Origin of the sequence: Streptomyces sp. NBC_00385, assembly GCF_035917155.1 — a bacterium.
Classification (GTDB): Bacteria; Actinomycetota; Actinomycetes; order Streptomycetales; family Streptomycetaceae; genus Streptomyces; species Streptomyces poriferorum.
In genome coordinates this window covers 5,449,468-5,467,685 of the sequence record NZ_CP107951.1, presented here as the reverse complement: position 1 = coordinate 5,467,685, position 18,218 = coordinate 5,449,468, and the positions used below count along the sequence as shown (strand labels likewise).

At 71.2% G+C, this 18,218-nt stretch carries 17 protein-coding genes; 3 read left to right on the top strand and 14 right to left on the bottom strand.

Annotated features, from left to right (window positions below; genetic code table 11):
• Positions 1-293 precede the first annotated feature (293 nt).
• The 6 genes from OG959_RS24395 to OG959_RS24370 form a co-directional block, all read right to left on the bottom strand.
• Positions 294-1,925, bottom strand: coding sequence for a beta-N-acetylhexosaminidase (locus OG959_RS24395; protein WP_326661695.1), 1,632 nt, complete (start codon positions 1,923-1,925; stop codon positions 294-296).
• Positions 1,926-1,929: 4 nt separating this feature from the next.
• The gene (locus OG959_RS24390) at positions 1,930-2,778 is read right to left on the bottom strand and encodes a carbohydrate ABC transporter permease (protein WP_326661693.1); all 849 of its coding nucleotides are present in this window, start codon (positions 2,776-2,778) and stop codon (positions 1,930-1,932) included.
• Entirely contained in the window at positions 2,775-3,749 is a 975-nt protein-coding gene (locus tag OG959_RS24385) for a carbohydrate ABC transporter permease (RefSeq protein WP_326661691.1), read from the bottom strand. The genes OG959_RS24390 and OG959_RS24385 overlap by 4 nt, the downstream gene beginning before the upstream one ends.
• A 2-nt stretch (positions 3,750-3,751) precedes the next feature.
• Entirely contained in the window at positions 3,752-5,059 is a 1,308-nt protein-coding gene (locus OG959_RS24380; RefSeq protein ID WP_326661689.1) for an extracellular solute-binding protein, read from the bottom strand.
• Between the two features lie 251 nt (positions 5,060-5,310).
• The gene (locus tag OG959_RS24375; protein ID WP_148018922.1) at positions 5,311-5,604 is read right to left on the bottom strand and encodes a DUF3039 domain-containing protein; all 294 of its coding nucleotides are present in this window, start codon (positions 5,602-5,604) and stop codon (positions 5,311-5,313) included.
• Between the two features lie 29 nt (positions 5,605-5,633).
• Positions 5,634-6,194 (bottom strand): YqgE/AlgH family protein, encoded by a 561-nt coding sequence (locus tag OG959_RS24370; protein WP_148018923.1) that lies wholly within the window; start codon positions 6,192-6,194, stop codon positions 5,634-5,636.
• Positions 6,195-6,469: 275 nt separating this feature from the next.
• Here OG959_RS24370 and murA point away from each other — a divergent pair, with 275 nt between their 5' ends.
• On the top strand, positions 6,470-7,810 hold the full coding sequence (murA, locus tag OG959_RS24365; protein WP_148018924.1) for a UDP-N-acetylglucosamine 1-carboxyvinyltransferase: 1,341 nt from the start codon (positions 6,470-6,472) through the stop codon (positions 7,808-7,810).
• A 133-nt stretch (positions 7,811-7,943) separates the two neighbouring features.
• On the opposite strand, the gene OG959_RS24360 is transcribed toward murA, so the two are convergent.
• The 6 genes from OG959_RS24360 to OG959_RS24335 form a co-directional block, all read right to left on the bottom strand.
• Positions 7,944-8,225, bottom strand: a complete 282-nt coding sequence (locus OG959_RS24360; RefSeq protein ID WP_003968811.1) for an HU family DNA-binding protein — start codon at positions 8,223-8,225, stop codon at positions 7,944-7,946.
• 341 nt (positions 8,226-8,566) lie between these two features.
• Positions 8,567-10,000 carry an NAD-dependent malic enzyme gene (locus OG959_RS24355; RefSeq protein WP_326661686.1) on the bottom strand — a complete coding sequence of 478 codons (1,434 nt, stop codon included), beginning with the start codon at positions 9,998-10,000 and terminating at the stop codon, positions 8,567-8,569.
• A 417-nt stretch (positions 10,001-10,417) separates the two neighbouring features.
• Complete coding sequence (locus OG959_RS24350) at positions 10,418-12,799, bottom strand: HelD family protein (RefSeq protein ID WP_326661685.1); 2,382 nt, start codon at positions 12,797-12,799, stop codon at positions 10,418-10,420.
• A 129-nt stretch (positions 12,800-12,928) separates the two neighbouring features.
• The gene (locus OG959_RS24345) at positions 12,929-13,816 is read right to left on the bottom strand and encodes an anti-sigma factor family protein (protein ID WP_326661683.1); all 888 of its coding nucleotides are present in this window, start codon (positions 13,814-13,816) and stop codon (positions 12,929-12,931) included.
• On the bottom strand, positions 13,813-14,400 hold the full coding sequence (locus OG959_RS24340) for a sigma-70 family RNA polymerase sigma factor (RefSeq protein WP_266779397.1): 588 nt from the start codon (positions 14,398-14,400) through the stop codon (positions 13,813-13,815). Before OG959_RS24340 ends, OG959_RS24345 begins: the two co-directional genes overlap by 4 nt.
• Before the next feature lie 99 nt (positions 14,401-14,499).
• On the bottom strand, positions 14,500-15,123 hold the full coding sequence (locus OG959_RS24335) for a CGNR zinc finger domain-containing protein (RefSeq protein ID WP_326666583.1): 624 nt from the start codon (positions 15,121-15,123) through the stop codon (positions 14,500-14,502).
• A 113-nt stretch (positions 15,124-15,236) separates the two neighbouring features.
• On the opposite strand from OG959_RS24335, the gene OG959_RS24330 reads away from it, so the two are divergent.
• Complete coding sequence (locus OG959_RS24330) at positions 15,237-15,779, top strand: GNAT family N-acetyltransferase (protein WP_326661679.1); 543 nt, start codon at positions 15,237-15,239, stop codon at positions 15,777-15,779.
• 10 nt (positions 15,780-15,789) lie between these two features.
• Here the strand turns inward: OG959_RS24330 and OG959_RS24325 are convergent, their stop codons facing one another.
• The gene (locus tag OG959_RS24325) at positions 15,790-16,377 is read right to left on the bottom strand and encodes a GNAT family N-acetyltransferase (RefSeq protein WP_326661677.1); all 588 of its coding nucleotides are present in this window, start codon (positions 16,375-16,377) and stop codon (positions 15,790-15,792) included.
• Between the two features lie 139 nt (positions 16,378-16,516).
• Between OG959_RS24325 and OG959_RS24320 the strand changes: the two genes are divergently transcribed.
• Complete coding sequence (locus OG959_RS24320) at positions 16,517-17,086, top strand: anthrone oxygenase family protein (RefSeq protein WP_326661675.1); 570 nt, start codon at positions 16,517-16,519, stop codon at positions 17,084-17,086.
• On the opposite strand, the gene OG959_RS24315 is transcribed toward OG959_RS24320, so the two are convergent.
• Complete coding sequence (locus tag OG959_RS24315; RefSeq protein ID WP_326661673.1) at positions 17,035-18,177, bottom strand: uroporphyrinogen-III synthase; 1,143 nt, start codon at positions 18,175-18,177, stop codon at positions 17,035-17,037. The genes OG959_RS24320 and OG959_RS24315 overlap by 52 nt on opposite strands.
• Positions 18,178-18,218 lie beyond the last annotated feature (41 nt).

The following is an 18,218-nucleotide window of genomic DNA, read 5'->3' as shown; positions in this document are numbered from 1 at the left end:
TCCGGCCTGTTTCGCCGTACGGTACGTGCTCAGAGCCCGGACGTGGCAACTCTGGCACATCTTCGGACCGGTCCGACGCGAGGGTCCACGAAGGGCATATCCGTCCCCCGTCAAGGGAATGGTCCCTTTTCGTACCTCTTCGACCCAGAGCCTGAATTGCCACTGTTCCACGCGCTTGTACGACTTGTCCGCTCCGGCGGGCGACGGCTCCACCGAGGAGATCTCCCGCCGCGAACGGCGCCGCCATCACGGTCCCAGGGACCGTGATGGCGGCAACCGGACAGCGTCCGGACTCACACGTTCGGGGGTGTTCCCTCGATCGGGCGTCCGAGGATCCCGGGGCGCCGCTGCCACGGCAACGGGCCTTCCTGCGGCCGGTAGTCGACACCGAGCGCGTCAAGTCGCGCGTAGTGCGTGGCCATACGGCGCTCGAAGTCCGCGAAGTCCCGGTCCGCGGGGGCGGGCAGGGCCGACCAGGCGACCTCGGCGAAGGCCGCGAGGCGGGGGAAGACCTGGTAGTCGACACGGGCCCGGTTCTGCATGACCTCGGTCCACACGTTGGCCTGGGTGCCGAGCACGTGCCGGGCCGCCTCCTCGGAGAGGGCCGGCGGTACGGGTTCGAAGCGGTAGACGTCCTCCAGCGTGCGGACGTACCCGATCGGCATCGGCTCGTCGGGGCCGCCGTGCTGACGGTGGTCCAGGTACACCTGCTGCTCCGGGCACATCACCACGTCGTGCCCGGCCTCGGCGGCCGCGATACCGCCCGCGTACCCGCGCCACGAGGAGACGGCCGCGCCTTCGGCGAGACCGCCCTCCAGGATCTCGTCCCAGCCGATGAGCCGCCGGCCGCGCGCGGTGAGCCAGCCGTCGAAGTGCCGGATGAACCAGGACTGCAACTCGTCCTCGTCGGCCAGCCCGAGTTCCCTGATGCGGGCCTGGGCGGCCGGCGACTGCCTCCACTGGTCCTTCGGGCACTCGTCGCCGCCGACGTGGACGAACGGCGAGATGTCCGCCGGGAAGAGCTCCAGCAGTTCCTCGAAGACGCCCTCGAAGAAGCGCAGGGTGTGGTCGGAGGGCGCGAGCACGTTCGGGTTGACGCCCCAGTTGTCCCATACGGTCAGGGCTGCGGTGTCGACGACGTCGGTGTTGCCCAGCTCCGGATAGGCGCTGATGGCGGCCTGCGAGTGGCCCGGGATGTCGATCTCGGGGACGACCCGGATATGCCGCTCGGCGGCGTACGCCACGATCTCGCGGATGTCGTCCTGGGTGTAGTAACCACCGTGCGGGGTCTCGTCCCAGAGCTCGGACGCCCGGTGGCCGTACTTCGTACGCGCACGCCACGCGCCCACCTCGGTCAGGCGCGGGTAGCGCTTGATCTCGACGCGCCAGCCCTGGTCGTCGGTGAGGTGGAAGTGGAAGACGTTCAGCTTGTGGGCGGCGAGGAGGTCGAGGTAGCGCAGGACGTCGTCCTTCGGCAGGAAGTGCCGTGCCACGTCGAGCATCAGGCCGCGCCAGCCGAAGCGGGGCCGGTCCTCGACGTCCGTGAACCCGAACGCGGCCGTGCCGCCGCCGGCGGGCGCCCGGCGGAAGGCCTCGGGACCCAGCAGCTGACGCAGCGTCTGGGCACCCCAGAAGACCCCGGCGGGACCGCCGCCCGTGATCTCGACGCTCTCGTCGGGCGTGGTCGTCAGCCGGTAGCCCTCGGCCGCCAACGACGGGTCGACGCGCAACCGGATGGCGCGCGCCGCCCCCTCGCCGCCCGGCGCGAGCGGCAGGCCGAAGGCCGCGCCGAGCGTGGTGCGCAGCCAGCGCTCGGTGGATTCGGTGCCGGGAGCCGCCGTGACGGTGGTGGACGCATCCAGCACGAATCCGCACCGGCCCTGGTCACCGGCGCGCACGGGGGCCGGGATCAGATCCATGTTCATGACGTCAGTCCTTAACCGCTCCGCCCAGTCCCGAGACCAGGCGTCGCTGTACGAGTACGAAGAAGACCAGCACGGGGACGGTCATCACCGTCGAGGCTGCCATGATCCCGCCCCAGTCGTTCTCATCGGGTTTGAAGAAGACCAGCAGCGCCATCGGGAGCGTCGACTGGGAGGTGTCGCTGATGAGGAAGGACTTCGCGAAGAGGAAGTCGTTCCAGGTGGAGATGAACGAGAAGACGCTGGTCGCCACGAGCCCGGGGAAGACCAGCGGGAAGAGGATCTGCCACAGGAAGCGGGTACGGCTCGCCCCGTCGAGGTACGCGGCCTCCTCCAGGGCCTCGGGGACGGCCTTGACGAAGCCGCGCAGCATCCAGATCGCGAACGGCAGCGAGAAGGCGAGGTGGGGCAGGATCAGCGAGCCGAGCGTGTTCAGCTGGCCGAAGTCCCGCATCAGGAAGAACAACGGGATCGTCAGCGCCTCGACCGGCACCATCTGCGCGACCAGGAACATGATCAGCAGCGTGGTGCGGAAGCGGAATCTGAACCGGGTCACCGCCGTCGCCGCCAGGAAGGCGACCAGCGCGGAGACGACGACGACCGTCCCGGCGACGAGCAGGCTGTTGAGGAAGTAACGCCCGAAGTCCTGCTGCTGGAAGACCCGGCGGAAGGAGTCCAGGGACGGTGACAGGGTCCACGGCCGCGGATGCGCGGACTGGATCTCGCCCGCCGGCTTGAGGGCGGAGAGCACCATCCAGTACAGCGGGAAGGCGACGGCGGCGGCGATCAGCAGGGCCGCGGCCTCGGCGGCGAGCCGGCCCGGCCGGCGGACGCGCAACAGGGACGGCAGGCTCACAGTTCCTCCCCCTGGCGCCGCATCAGGCGCAGATACACGAGCGTGACGGCCAGCAGGATCACCAGCATCACGACGCCGATCGCCGAGCCGAGGCTGTACTGCGAGGACGCGAACGCCTTCTGGTACGCGTACACGTTGAGCACCAGGTTCTGGCCGGCGATGCCGCCGCCGCCCGTCATGACGTAGATCTGGGTGAAGACCTTGAAGTCCCAGATGACCGACTGGATGGTGACGACGACCAGGATCGGCCGCAGCATCGGCGCCATGACCGACCGCCAGATCCGCCACTGCGAGGCACCGTCCAGCGCGGCCGCCTCCAGCACCTCGGTGGGGATCGCCCTGATGCCCGCGTACACGGTCACCATCACGAACGGGAACGAGCACCACAGGACTTCGAGGAGCACCAGCGCGAAGGCGCTGTAGCGCCCGTACGTCCAGGAGAAGTCGCCGAGCCCGAGCACCCGGTTGACCGGTCCGAAGTCGGCGTCGAAGAGGAAGACCCAGACGGTCGATCCGGTGATCGCGGGGGTCGCCCAGGCGCCGAGCGCGGCCATCATCAGCGCGAGCCTGGGCACGGCCCGCACCCGGGTCAGCAGGACGGCCAGCGCGCATCCGGTGAACAGGGTGGCCAGCACGCAGGCCGCGGCGAAGACGACGGTGGCCAGGAGCACCTGCCAGAACTGGCTGTCCCGGAACAGCGCGGCGTAGTTGCCGAAGCCCTGGAAGGTGGCGGGTTCGCCACCGCTGACCTGGGCCTGGGTGTACTCCAGGAAGGAGATCAGGCCCAGTTGGTAGATCGGGTAGACCAGCAGCCCGCCGAGCAGGACGAGTGCGGGCAGCAGATAGAGCCAGGGGGCCCAGCCCGGCCGCCCGGCGGGTGAGGCCGGGCGGCGGCGCCGGGGCGGGCGGAGAGGGGGACCGTCCGTGCCGGGTGCGGTGGGCGCTTCGTACGCCGTGCTGTTCGCCGTCATCGTCAGCCCGCGTCGGCGAACGCCGCGTCCATCTTCTTCGCCGCGTCGTCCGAGGCCTTCGCCACGTCCTTACGACCGCTGACGATCTCCTGGAACATCGTCGGCAGGATCAACGAGGAGTCGATCTGCCCCCAGGCCGGGGAGGCGGGGACGAACTTGGTGCCCGCGCCCAGCGTGGTGACGAACGGTTCGACGAACGGCTCCCGCTTCGCCGCGTCGGCCCGCACGTCCGTGTACGTCGGCAGGAAGCCCATCGCGTCGAACATCTTGGCCTGGGTCTCCTTGCCGGTGAGCGCCTTCATCAGGTCGACGGCCAGGGTGCGGTGCCCGGTGCTCTTCAGCACACCGATGTTGTTCCCGCCCGCGAACGCCGGGGCGACGGAGCCCTCGGCCAAGCCCGGCAGCGGGACGACGGCGTACTTGCCCTTGACCGTGCCGGCCTCGACGGCGGTGTGGCTGAAGTCGCCGCCGACGGCCATGGCGGCCTTGCCGGCGGCGAAGGCGGTGACGGTCGCGTTGCCGCCCATCGCGGCGCACTTGGCGGCCGGGCAGTTGGTTTCGCCGAAGAGCGAGGTGTAGGCCTCGATGCCCTTGCGGGCCTTGTCGCTGTTGATGGCCGCCTTGTACGCCGACCCGCTCCCGTCGGCCAGTTCGCCGCCGTTGGCCCAGATGAACGGCATCGCGCCGTAGGTGTAGGCGCCGCCGACGGCGAGCCCGTACAGGTCCGGCTTCTTCCGGTGGATCTTCTTCGCCGTGGATATCAGCTCGGCCTGGGACTTGGGGGCCTTGATCCCCAGCTCCGCGAAGACGTCGGTGCGGTAGTACAGCGCCCGTACGCCGACGAAGAGCGGGGCTCCGTAGACCTTGCCGTCGACCGTCACGGACTCCTTGGCCGTCGGGTCGGTGTCCGCGGCGTCGTCCCAGGCGGCGAACTCCGCGCTCACATCGGCCAGTCCGCCGTCCTTGACGTAGCCGGCGGTGTCCGTGTTGCCGTACTCGATGAGGTCGGGGGCGCTCTTCGGGTCGTTGAACGCGGCCTTGACGCGCTGGGCGCGGGTCTCGACCGGGATGTACTCGATCTCGACCTTCGCGTCCTTGTGTGTCTTCCCGAAGGCGGCGACGGCGGCGTCGACGACCTTCTCCTTGGGCTTGTTGCCGACCTCCTGGAACAGCCAGACGCGCAGCGTGCCGGTCCTCTCGTCCTTCTTGGCGCCGGTGTCCGAGGTCTGCGGCGCGCCGCAGGCGGTGGCGGTCAGGCCGGCCAGCACGAGGGCCGCGGCCGGGGCGGCAATGCGGGCAGAAAGCTTCATCCGGGAACCCCTACCGGTAGGCGTTGCACCATGCGCAACGCACGTTTCGTTCTGCACAACTGGCAGGAGAGTAGGTCCGGACCAGGGCGCCGACAAGTGGTCTCCACCACTCTGTGACCCGTGGACGCAGCCCGTGCAACGCCGGCGGTCCCGTACGAGGAGGAGCCGCGGCCTCACACGAAGAAGAGCCCCCGGGGCACGCGACTGCGTGCCCCGGGGGCTCCTCCGGGCTGTTCGTGGTGGCGCCGGGACTACTTCTTGTCCTTGCCGCCCTTGCCCTTGTCCTTGTCGCCGCCGGCGCCCATGGACTCGTAGATCTCCTTGCACATGGGGCAGACCGGGTACTTCTTGGGGTCGCGCCCCGGTACCCAGACCTTGCCGCACAGTGCGACCACGGGGGTGCCCTCCAGGGCACTCGCCATGATCTTGTCCTTCTGAACGTAATGGGCGTAGCGCTCGTGGTCGCCGTCGCCGTTCGACACCTGTGGTGTCGGCTCCACGAGGGTTCCGGTGCCTGACCCGCGCTCGGGCTCAAGAGTGCTCATAACCGCCAAGCGTACTGAAAGCCCGGGCATCAGTTCAGCGAAGGGTCGTCCGGATACGTGGCGATCATGGCCAGTTCGCTGCGCTGACGGCGCAGGACCGCCCGCCAGAGACTTTCCGGACGGGGTGAGGAGACGTCGCCGGGTTCCGACTCGACGACGTACCAGGCACCCTCGGACAGCTCCGCCTCCAGCTGGCCGGGGCCCCAGCCCGCGTAACCGGCGAAGATCCGCAGCGAGCCGAGGGCCGCGGCCAGCAGCTCCGGAGGCGTCTCCAGGTCCACCAGGCCGATCGCCCCGTACACCCGGCGCCAGCCCAGAGGGCCCTCGTCGCCCGGGATCACCGCCACACCGAGCGCCGAGTCCAGCGAGACGGGGCCGCCCTGGAAGACGACATCGGGTTCTCCGGTCAGCTCCGCCCAGGACGCGAGGATGTCACCGACGCCGACCGGGGTCGGGCGGTTCAGGACCACGCCGAGCGAGCCCTCCTCGTCGTGGTCGAGGAGCAGCACCACCGCGCGGTCGAAATTCGGGTCCGCCAGGGCGGGTGTGGCCACGAGCAGCCGCCCTGTGAGCGAGGACACCTCGGTCATGGCAGAAATGATCCCGCATCTTCGTCGTTCGCGGGGGCCAAGTGACCCGGTCGTCGCCCTGGGTGCCCGAGCGCAGCTCAGGGCGCACGGATGCACGAGGAGCGCACGGCGGGAGAGGCGATCCGGACGGTAACCCTCCGCAAGATCGGGGGAGCACAGCGTGTTGTGGCGGATTCATGACGTTCGTACACCGCCCGTTCTCTTACGGAAGGGGGGTGCCTGGCCATTACCCTTTCGATTGGCCCCCTGCCCGACCACTCCGGAACGCGAGATTCATGACCGGCACAGACGATGTCCTGCTTGTCCACGGCGGAACCCCGCTGGAGGGCGAGATCCGCGTCCGAGGCGCCAAGAACCTGGTGCCGAAGGCAATGGTCGCCGCGCTGCTCGGCAGCGGGCCCAGCCGGCTGCGCAACGTGCCCGACATCCGCGATGTGCGGGTGGTGCGCGGGCTGCTGCAGCTGCACGGTGTGACGGTCCGTCCGGGTGACGAACCGGGCGAGCTGATCCTCGACCCCACTCATGTCGAGAGTGCGAACGTCGCCGACATCGACGCCCACGCGGGCTCGTCGCGCATTCCGATCCTCTTCTGCGGCCCGCTGCTGCACCGGCTGGGCCACGCGTTCATCCCGGGGCTCGGCGGCTGCGACATCGGCGGCCGGCCGATCGACTTCCACTTCGACGTGCTGCGCCAGTTCGGCGCGACGATCGAGAAGCGGGCGGACGGCCAGTACCTGGAGGCCCCGCAGCGGCTGCGCGGCACCAAGATCCGGCTGCCGTACCCGTCGGTCGGCTCCACCGAGCAGGTGCTGCTGACCGCGGTGCTCGCCGAGGGCGTCACCGAGCTGTCCAACGCGGCCGTGGAGCCGGAGATCGAGGACCTCATCTGCGTACTGCAGAAGATGGGCGCGATCATCTCCATGGACACCGACCGGACCATCCGGATCACCGGTGTCGACCGCCTCGACGGCTACACGCACCGTGCGCTCCCGGACCGTCTGGAGGCCGCCTCCTGGGCGTCCGCCGCGCTGGCGACCGAGGGCAACATCTACGTCCGCGGCGCCCAGCAGCGCTCGATGATGACGTTCCTGAACACCTTCCGCCGGGTCGGCGGGGCCTTCGAGATCGACGACGAGGGCATCCGCTTCTGGCACCCGGGCGGCGCGCTGAACGCCATCGCGCTGGAGACGGACGTGCACCCCGGCTTCCAGACCGACTGGCAGCAGCCGCTGGTCGTGGCGCTGACGCAGGCCGCGGGCCTGTCGATCGTCCACGAGACGGTGTACGAGTCCCGGCTCGGCTTCACCTCGGCGCTGAACCAGATGGGCGCGCACATCCAGCTCTACCGCGAGTGCCTGGGCGGCTCCGACTGCCGCTTCGGCCAGCGCAACTTCCTGCACTCCGCGGTCGTGTCCGGGCCGACGAAGCTGCAGGGCGCGGATCTGGTCATCCCGGACCTGCGCGGCGGTTTCTCGTACCTGATCGCCGCCCTGGCGGCCCAGGGGACGTCCCGGGTGCACGGGATCGACCTGATCAACCGCGGCTACGAGAACTTCATGGACAAGCTGGAGAAGCTCGGCGCGAAGGTGGAGCTGCCGGGCGGCTCGCTGGTCTGACGTGAGGGGTTTCCCGGGGGGCCGACGGCCCCCCGGGAAACCCCTGCGGGCCCCGTAACGGCGTTCTGAGGCCCGTACGCCGAAGGGCGGCCACCCTGGTCGGGGTGACCGCCCTTCGGCGTGCTCAGGGGTGTTACTTACCCTTGGCGGCTTCCTTGAGCTTCGAGCCCGCGGAGACCTTCACGCTGTAGCCGGCCGGGATGTTGATCGGGTCGCCGGTCTGCGGGTTACGAGCGGTGCGAGCGGCACGGTGGGTGCGCTCGAAGGTCAGGAAACCGGGGATGGTGACCTTCTCGTCGCCCTTGGCGACGATCTCACCGACGGTCTCGGCGAGCGCGGCCAGCACGGCGTCGGCGTCCTTGCGAGTCACCTCGGCGCGGTCGGCCAGGGCGGCCACCAGCTCACTGCGGTTCATGTTGTTACTCCCGTGTTCTTCTTGCCTGTGAGGCGTGAGATCGAAGCCGATGCTGCCAGGGCCCTCGGACAGTCCCCGGACCCGGGTCCGTTTTTAGACGTTCGCGCCCCGTGGGGTCTCCCCCGGACGAAGTCCTTGGGAAAGCATCCTGCCCCCACCTGCGGCGGGAAAGCCAATCCGGCACCCTCCGGAGTCACACGAAAAGCACCACTGCCTCGTCGTGGTGACGTTCCGTCGACTCCCCAAAAGCGGTCCGCACCTGATGCGGGGCTCCGCGGGACGCGTCGCCCGCCCACCCTAAAGGGGCGTTTGGGGCGCCGCGACCCGCGACGCGCCGGACATCAGACGGACGTGGGGCCCGTCACAGCCGAGCCGGCGGCCTTCGCGGCGTCCCGGACCGCTCCCGCGACCGCTCCGGCGACCTTGTCGTTGAAGACCGACGGGATGATGTAGTTCGCGTTCACCTCGTCCTCGGCGACGACATCGGCGAGGGCGCGCGCGGCGGCGAGCATCATCTCCGTGTTGACGGTGCGGGACTGAGCGTCCAGCAGGCCGCGGAAGACGCCCGGGAAGACCAGGACGTTGTTGATCTGGTTGGGGAAGTCGGAGCGGCCGGTGGCCACGACGGCCGCCGTCCGGCGCGCGATCGCCGGGTCGACCTCGGGGTCCGGGTTCGCAAGCGCGAACACGATCGCACCCTCGGCCATGGCCGCGACGTCGTCGCCGTCCAGGACGTTCGGGGCGGAGACCCCGATGAAGACGTCGGCGCCCACGACGGCCTGCTTGAGGGTGCCGGTGACGGACTCCGGGTTGGTGTTGTCGGCGATCCAGCGCAGCGGCGAGTCGGCGTGGGCGGAGACCAGGTCCTCGCGGCCGGCGTGCACCACACCGTGGATGTCGGCGACGACGGCGTGCTTGACGCCCGCGGCGATGAGCAGCTTCAGAATGGCCGTACCGGCCGCTCCGGCACCGGACATGACGACCCGTACGTCCCCGATCGCCTTGCCCACCACGCGCAGGGCGTTGGTCAGGGAGGCCAGGACGACGATGGCGGTGCCGTGCTGGTCGTCGTGGAAGACGGGGATGTCGAGCGCCTCCCGCAGCCGGGCCTCGATCTCGAAGCAGCGCGGGGCGGAGATGTCCTCCAGGTTGATGCCCGCGAAGCCGGGGGCGATCGCCTTGACGATCTCGACGATGGCATCGGTGTCCTGGGTGTCCAGGCAGATCGGCCAGGCGTCGATGCCGGCGAAGCGCTTGAAGAGGGCCGCCTTGCCCTCCATGACGGGGAGGGCGGCCATCGGGCCGATGTTGCCGAGACCGAGCACCGCGGAGCCGTCCGTCACGACTGCGACGGAGTTGCGCTTGATGGTGAGGCGCCGGGCGTCCTCGGGGTTCTCGGCGATCGCCATGCAGACCCGGGCCACACCGGGGGTGTAGATCATCGAGAGGTCGTCACGGTTGCGGATGGGATGCTTCGAGGCCATCTCGATCTTGCCGCCGAGGTGCATCAGGAACGTACGGTCGGAGACCTTGCCGAGGATGACGCCCTCGATGTCCCGCAGACCTTCGACGATCTCGTCCGCGTGCGACGTGGAGGAAGCGGCGATCGTGACGTCGATCCGCAGCTTGTCGTGGCCGGAAGCGGTCACGTCGAGGCCGGTGACCGAACCGCCGGAGGACTCCACGGCCGTGGTGAGCTGGGAGACCGCTGTGCCGCTCGCGGGCACCTCCAGCCTGACCGTCATCGAGTACGAGACGCTGGGCGCCGTTGCCATGGCCGAGTCCTTCGCTTTCCTTAGCTTCATTGCTATGCGTGGCCGGAACCACCTCTCTCCGGACACGCCTTCCGATATTCGCACCTACCGACGGGTAGCCGGTAATGACTGCCGCACTTCGGAAAGTGTTTTCCACCATACGAGATATGAGGGGGTCAACGGAACCCCCGTCGGACCTGAATCCGGGCCGTAAACAGAAACAGACCCGCGCCACCGGAGGGTGGCGCGGGTCTGTCTTCTTCAGTTGAGCGGCACCGACCCGCCATGCTCGCCTCGCGGCAAGTGGTCGCTCGTAGCGACGAAGGTTGGGCCCGGGGGCTTGGATCGAGCCGGTGCCGACTCCAGGCTAACAAAGACCCCGGAGAAGTGATTCCCCCAGCGCGGGTTGACCGAAAAAAGGCTCCCGCGCCGGGTCCGTCAGTCCCTGAGCAGGTCCGGCACCCCGTCCTCGTCCGGCAGGTCCCGCTCCCCCGAGACGACCGTGAGCTGCTGGGTCGCCCGTGTCAGCGCCACGTACAGCACCCGCAGCCCCGCCGGGGACTCGTCCGCGATCTCCGCTGGCGAGACGACCACCGTGGCGTCGTACTCCAGGCCCTTCGCCTCCAGGCTGCCGAGCGCCACGACGCGCTCGCCCAGCTCCGCGAGCCAGCCACGGGCCTGCGCCCGCCGGTTCATCGCGACGACGACACCCACCGTGCCGTCCACCTCGCCGAGCAGCCGCCGCGCCTCCTCGCGCACGGTCCCGGCAAGATCGCCGTCCCGTACGGTCTCGAAGCGCGGCTTCACGCCCGTGGAGCGGACCGCCGCCGGGGACTCCATGCCCGGCATGGCGAGCGCCAGGACCTTGGCGGCGAGCTCGGCGATCTCCGCCGGGTTGCGGTAGTTGACGGTCAGCGTGAAGTTCCGGCGCGGGCGGCTGCCCAGCGCCTCGTCACGGGCCGCCGCCGCCTCGTCCGGATCGGACCAGGAGGACTGCGCCGGGTCGCCGACGATCGTCCAGGTGGCGTGCCGGCCGCGGCGGCCGACCATCCGCCACTGCATCGGCGTGAGGTCCTGCGCCTCGTCGACGATGACGTGCGCGTACTCCGTGCGCTCCGCCGCGAGCCGCTCGGCCCGCTCCCACTGGGTCTCCTCGCGCTGCGGCATCAGCTCCTCGAGACCGGTGAGCTGGTCCAGCGGATCGAACTCGCGCTTGCGCTTGGGCCGGTGCGGCGCCCCGAGCAGCGTCTGCAACTCGTCGAGGATCGCCACGTCGTGGACCGAGAGCGGACCGCGGCCCTCCGCGTCCAGCCGCTTCAGGGAGCGCGCGAGCCGGCGCACCTCGCCCTGGTTGAGGGTGCGGCGCGCCCACCGGGCGAGCCTCTTCTCGTCGGCCATGGACGCGAGCACCCCGCGCGGGGTGAGCTCGGGCCACCAGGCGTTCAGGAACTCGATGAACGGCGTCTCGGTGGAGACGTCCTCGTCGAACGACGAACGCAGTTCGGCCGCCAGTTCCTGATCGGTGTAGCGGCCCCGGCCCGACGACCTGTTCCACAGCGCGTCGAGCAGCAGCTTGCGGGCGCGCGGGCGCAGCAGGTTGACCGGCGCGGTGCCGCTGAGCACGTTGTTGCGGATCCGCCGGAGCTCGTCCTCGTGCAGTTCGACCCGGGCGCCGAAGGCGACCACCCTGAGCCGGGTGGGGGTGGCGGCCTCCTGGGGAGCCTCCTCCGCCTCGCCGAAGGTCAGCTGGCCGTCCTGCGACGGGGCAGGGCGTGACACGGGCTGTTCCAGTGCCCCGCGGGCCGCCTTGCGCAGCACGTGGAGCATCCGGGAGGAGCCCTTGATGCGCGCCACGGCCGGTTCGTCGTAGGTGGTGGCGCCCTCGGTGCCGGCCGCCTCGTCGGAGAGCGAGCCGACCGCGCGGATCGCGACCTGGCCCTCCTCGCCGAGCGAGGGCAGCACGCCCTCGGTGTACGCGACGAGCAGCGGCGTCGGCGAGACGACGAGGATGCCGCCCGCGTAGCGCCGCCGGTCCTGGTAGAGCAGGTACGCGGCCCGGTGCAGGGCGACCGCGGTCTTGCCGGTACCGGGGCCTCCGGAGACCTCGGTGACCGAGGCGGCGGGCGCCCTGATCACCAGGTCCTGCTCGGCCTGGATGGAGGAGACGATGTCCCGCATGGTGTGGCTGCGGGCCTGCCCGAGCGCCGCCATCAGCGCGCCGTCCCCGATGACGGGCAGCGTGTCGCCGCCCAGGTACGCGGTCAGCTCGGGCCGCATCAGGTCGTCCTCGACCCCGAGGACCCGGCGGCCCTTGGAGCGGATCACCCGGCGGCGTACGACCCGGCCCGGTTCCTTCGGCGTCGAGCGGTAGAACGGTGCGGCCGCCGGGGCGCGCCAGTCGATGACCAGCGGCGCGTAGTCGGAGTCGAGGACCCCGATCCGGCCGATGTGCAGCGTCTCGGCGATGTCGGCGGTGCTGTCCTCCCGTACGGCGTCGTCGGCCGGTTCGACGGAGGTGAACGCGCCGTCCGGGCCGCGCTCGCCGTCCTTGCCGAGCAGCAGGTCGATCCTTCCGAAGAGGAAGTCCTCGAACTCGCTGTTCAGCCGGTTGAGATGGATTCCGGCACGGAACACCTGGGCGTCACGTTCGGCGAGCGCTCCCGGTGTACCCACCTGGCCGCGCTTGACGGCGTCATTCATGAGAAATTCCGCCTCGTGGATCTTCTCCTCGAGGCGGTGGTAAACACGGTCGAGATGTTCCTGCTCGACACCGATTTCCCGGTCCCGCAACGAATCGACAGCGGCATCCTGCGCGGCCACCGAGGCCCCCTTCTGACGTGCATTGGGCAGCCGTCAACCCTATGCGAAGGGGGGCCGTCGCGCACCTGCCGAAGGCATCGATCTCGCGCGCCGGGATATCGATTGCGTGTCGGTGGCCCCGTGGACCTGTCAGACGCCGACGCTCACCAGCCGTTCGCCGTCGAACGTACGGACGTCGAAGTGGTCGATGTCGGCCCGGTCCATGGCCGCCCCGCCGTGCACGTAGAGCGGATATCTGGCGGTGGGGTGGCTGGAGTCCGTGATGCCGTATCCCCACTTCGGTACGGACCAGGAGGTGACGACCTCCTCCTCGCCGGTCTTCGAGACGGCGACCAGCCGGCACTTCTGCGGGCCCTTCACGTTCTTCAGCTCCAGCACGGTGTGGGTGCCCCAGGCCTTCGGCTCCATGCCGACCGTGGCGTCGACCGCGGTGACGGGGTCGGTGGCCTGTGCCTTCTCCTTCATGTGGTGGAAGAAGGCGTCCTCGGCGGGGCTGGTGGGGTGCGGGTCGGCCGCCTCCACGCTGCTGGTGCCGCCGCCGGTGGCCGTCACCGCGACCACCGGGCCGCCGATGATCAGCGCCGCTGCCGCAGCCACCAGGTACCTTCCGCGCCGCGTGCGCCGGGCGCGCCGGACGGCGACCTCGTCGACCAGGGTGTCGAGGACCCGGGGCGCGGGCGGGGTGGGGACGTGCGGGACCGGGCGCGCGCCGGGCACGGGGGCCGGGGACTCCGCGAGCAGCGCGAGCATGGGCTCCAGGCCGGCGAACTCGTCGAGGTGGGCGGCACAGCGGGCGCAACGGGCCAGATGCGCCTCGAAGGCGGCGGACTCGGCGTCGTCGAGGATGCCGAGGACGTAGGCGCCCGCCGCGTCGTGTCCTGCCTCGTCCACGGGGCCGCCGGCGGGGGCGAAGGGCCCGGCGGGCCGGGAGGGGCCGGAAGGGTCCGCGAGGGGCCCTGTGGGGCCGGAGGGACCGGCCGGCCGGGGCCCGAAGGGCTCCCATTCCTGGTCGCTCATGCCGTGATCCCCCTCTCTTCGAGTGCGAGCTTCATCGAGCGCAGTGCGTAGAAGACCCGGGACCGCACCGTGCCACTGGGGATGCCGAGCACCTCGGCCGCCTCGTTGACCGTGCGGCCCTTGAAGTAGGTCTCGACCAATGCTTCCCGGTGGGCCGGGGTCAAATCGTCGAGCGCGTCGGAGAGCGTCATCAGCCACAGCGCCTTGTCGATCTCGTCCTCCGCGGGAATGACCTCCAGTGGTGACGGGTCGACCTCGTGCGGCCGGGCCTGCCGGCTGCGGTGGCCATCGATGACGATGCGCCGGGCGACCGTCACCAGCCAGGGCCGGACGGAACCGGTGGCCCTGTTGAGCGAACCGGCGTTCTTCCAGGCACGGATGAGCGTTTCCTGCACCACGTCCTCGGCGCGCTGGCGGTCGCCGGCGACGAGGCGGAGTACGTACGCGAGCAGCGGTCCGGCATGTTCGCGGTAGAGCGCCCGCATCAGCTCCTCGTCGGGGACGGCGGAGGGTGACGGGGGCGGCCCACTGCGATGCCGGGCCCTGTGCGGACGGTCATCGGCCACGGCCGCATCCTTGCGCACCCGAACCTCCCGGTCGAGACCCTGTCGAGCTCCTTGGCCATCGATACGGGGATGCGGGGCGAACCATTCAACGCGCGTCCAAGATTCTTTCGGCCGGCCTTAAGGACCCGTGGCTTCCCGGTCCGCGGAGAGAGCGGCCGGCCCGGTGTGGCGCCTGCGGTGCCGGGCGACCCGTTCGCGGTTGCCGCAGACCTCGCTGGAGCACCAGCGGCGGCGCCGGCCGCGGGAGGTGTCCAGGTAGACGCGGCGGCAGTGGTCGCCCTCGCAGCGGCGCAGTCCGGCCAGGGCGGCCGGATCGGTGAGGAGTTCCACCGCGTCCCGCGCCACGGCGGCCAGCAGCGCTTCGCAGCCGGGGGCTGCGCTCAGGCCGCGTACCAGGGCGCCGTTCCCGGCGCGCACGGCGCACAGGCCGGGCGGTGCGCCGGCTGCGAGCGCGTTGACGCGCTCCAGCGCGCCGTCGGCTCCCCGCCCGCCGAGCTGCGCGGTCAGCAGCCGGTCGACGGCGCTCCTCAGCTGCCGGAACCGCACGAGCCAGTGGCCGTCCACGCCGTCGAGCCGGGTGCCCGGGGGTACGGCCCCGGCGGCCACCAGCCAGTCGGCGAGCCCCTCGGTCCGGTCCAGCGGGTCGGCGGTGCCCGGGCTCGCGGCGCCCGTAGCGACCAGGTCGAGGCAGAGCCGTCCGGAGTCGAACCGCCAGTCGTACGAGCCCTTGCGCGTCGCCATGCGCATGCCCCCGCCTCGGGTCCGGTCGCCGTCCCCACCAGAGTGCCCCGCTCGGCTCCCGCCCGTAACCCCTGGCGCGTCGGCCGCGACAACTCCCCTCATACGATGGGCCGATGAGCGACCAGCTGCGCAGCGCCCGTCTCCGGTCCGGTTCCCTGGTGCTCCGCCCGTGGCTGCCGGGCGACCTCCCGGCGCTGCTCGACGCGTACCGCGACCCGGCGATACAGGCGGGGTCGCGCGCCCCGGTGGAGGACGAGGCTGCGGCGGAGCGCTGGCTGCGGGCCCAGGAGGAGGGCCGGGAGTCCGGGCTGCGCCACAGCTTCGCCGTGGTGGACACGGCGCTCGGGACCGGTCCGGTCGGCAACGTCGTCCTCGTGTGCCCCGCGCAGGGCTCGGGCCGGGCCGAGGTCGGCTACTGGACGGCGGCGCCCGCCCGCGGCCGCGGCATCGCCCCGCAGGCCCTCGAAGCGCTGACGGACTGGGCGTTCACGGTGTTCGCCGCCGACGGACTCGTCACGCTGGAACTGCTGCACCAGGTGGACAACGGGGCGTCGTGCCGGGTGGCGGAGAAGGCCGGGTACGGCTTCGCGGAGACGCTGCCCGCACATCTGCGGTGGCCGCGGGAGGGCCACCGCCACGAGCGGCGGGCGGCCTGACCCGGCAGCCTCAGCAGGCTCCGGACCCCGCCGGCACCCCGGTCACCGGGCCGTCGTGCAGGACGCGCTGGAAGAGCCGGTGCTCGCGCCACTCGCCGTCGATGTGGAGATAGCCCGGGGCCAGGCCGATCTGCTCGAAGCCGCACTTGGCGAGCACGCGCTGCGACGCCTCGTTGTACGGCAGCGTGGCGGCCTCGATCCGGTGCAACCGCAGCTCGTCCCGGGCCAGTTCGCAGATCAGCCGCACCGCGGCGGTGGCCAGCCCGCGCCCCGCGAAGTCCACGTCCACCCAGTAGCCGAGGGCGGCGCTGCGGAACGGCCCGAGCACCACGCCGTTGAGCGTGAACGTGCCGATCGCCCGGTCCTGCGCGTCGCAGAGCACCCAGGGCATCGCGCGCCCCGCGGCACGGTCCGCCAGCGCACCGGCCAGCCGCTCGCGCTGCCCCTGCTCGGTGTAGAAGGCGTCGGGACGCACGGGCTCCCAGGGCCGCATGTACGTGCGGCTGCGGCTCAGCGATTCGGCGAGAGGGCCCGCGTCGGCAAGGACCACGGGCCGGAGCCCCGCCTCGGCGTCGATCCTGTGTGCTTCCTCGGTCATCCCCGCACCGTATCCCGGCACTTCGCGGCGCCCGCGCGGAGCCCGGACCCCGTCGGCGGTCCGCCCCGCTGGACGCCCGCGAAGGCAACTGCGCGTCTGAACCATGGAGCGGGCCGGACCGCGCCACTTGACTGGATTCATGACAACCAGCGGGCCCGACCGGCCGACCACCGCCCTCCACCACCTCGTCCTCGGTGCCGCCGCCGTCGCCACCGGCCTGATGGCGGGCACCTTCTACGTCTTCTCGTGCGCGGTCATGCCCGCGCTCGGCCGCAGCGACGACCGGACCTTCGTCGAGGTGATGCAGAACATCAACGACGTCATCGAGAACCCGGTCTTCTTCGCCGGCTTCCTCGGCGCGCTGTTCCTCACCGCGGCCGCCGCCTGGCAGCAGCGCCGTTCCCCCGTTCCGCGCCGGTGGATCCTCGCCGCGCTCGTGGTGTACGCCGTCGCCTTCCTGCTCACCTCGGGCGTCAACGTCCCGCTCAACAACGAGCTCGCGCGGGCCGGGAACCCGGCGCGCATGGCCGACCCGGCCGCCGTGCGCGACCGGTTCGAGGACACGTGGGTCGCCTGGAACGCCGTACGGGCGGTCCTGTGCACCGCCGCCCTCGCGCTCCTGCTGCGGGCCTCGTACCTGATGGCGCGCCGACGCCCTCAGGAGTCCGCGTACTTGGCGTCGGACGCCGGGTCCAGGGCCAGCCGGTAGCCGCGCTTGACGACCGTCTGGATCAGCCGGGGCACCCCGAGCGCGGTGCGCAGCCGGGCCATCGCCGTCTCCACCGCGTGCTCGTCCGTCCCGCTTCCGGGCAGGGCGCGCAGCAGGTCGGCGCGGGCAACCACCCAGCCGGGCCTGCGGGCCAGGGTGTGCAGCAGGGCCATCCCGGCGGGCGGTACCGCGCGCAGCTCGTCGTCGACCAGGACGGCGTGGCCGCGGATCTCGACCCGGTGGCCGGCGACCGGCAGGGTCCGCGCCCGGGAGGGGAGTTCGCGGCAGATGAGCTGGACGAGCGGGCCGAGCCGGAAGCGCTCCGGCTGGGCGGTGTCGATCCCGCGGTCCTGCAACGGGAGAGCGGTGACCGGTCCGACGCAGGCCGGGAGGACGTCGCTCTGCAGGACGGCCGTCAGCTCGTCGATCAGGCCGCGCTCCCCGGCCCTGCGCAACAGGGAGACCGCTGCCGGGGCGCTGGTGAAGGTGAGCGCGTCCAGACCGCCCGCCACGGTGATGTCGATGAGCCGGTCGAGGGGGGCGATGTCCTCGGGCGGCATCCAGCGGTAGACGGGCACGCCGACGACCTCGCCGCCGGCCGCGCGCAGCGACTCGACGAAGCCGGGGAGCGGTTCGCCGTGCAGCTGGAGGGCGATGCGGCGGCCCTCGACGCCCTCCTCCAGGAGCCGCTCCAGCACCTCCGCCATGGATTCGGACGCCGGTGACCAGGTCTCGGTCAGCCCGGCGGCGCGGACCGCGCCCTTGACCTTGGGGCCGCGGGCCAGGAGTTCGACGCCGCGCAGGGTGTCCAGCAGCTGTTCGCCGATGCCCCAGCCGTCGGCGGCCTCGATCCAGCCGCGGAAACCGATCGCCGTCGTCGCGAGGACCACGTCGGGAACGGTGTCGATGAGTTGCTTGGTGGCGGCGAGCAGTTCGCTGTCGTCGGCGAGCGGCACGATCCGCAGGGCGGGCGCGTGCACCACGGTGGCACCCCGCCGCCGCAGCAGGGTGCCGAGCTCGTCCGCCCGGCGCGCGGCGGTGACACCGACCGTGAAGCCCGCGAGGGGCCCGTGCTGTTCGTCGTCGTGCATATGGTCTACCCGGCTCTCGTCCCGCTGCTGCTCAATGGTGC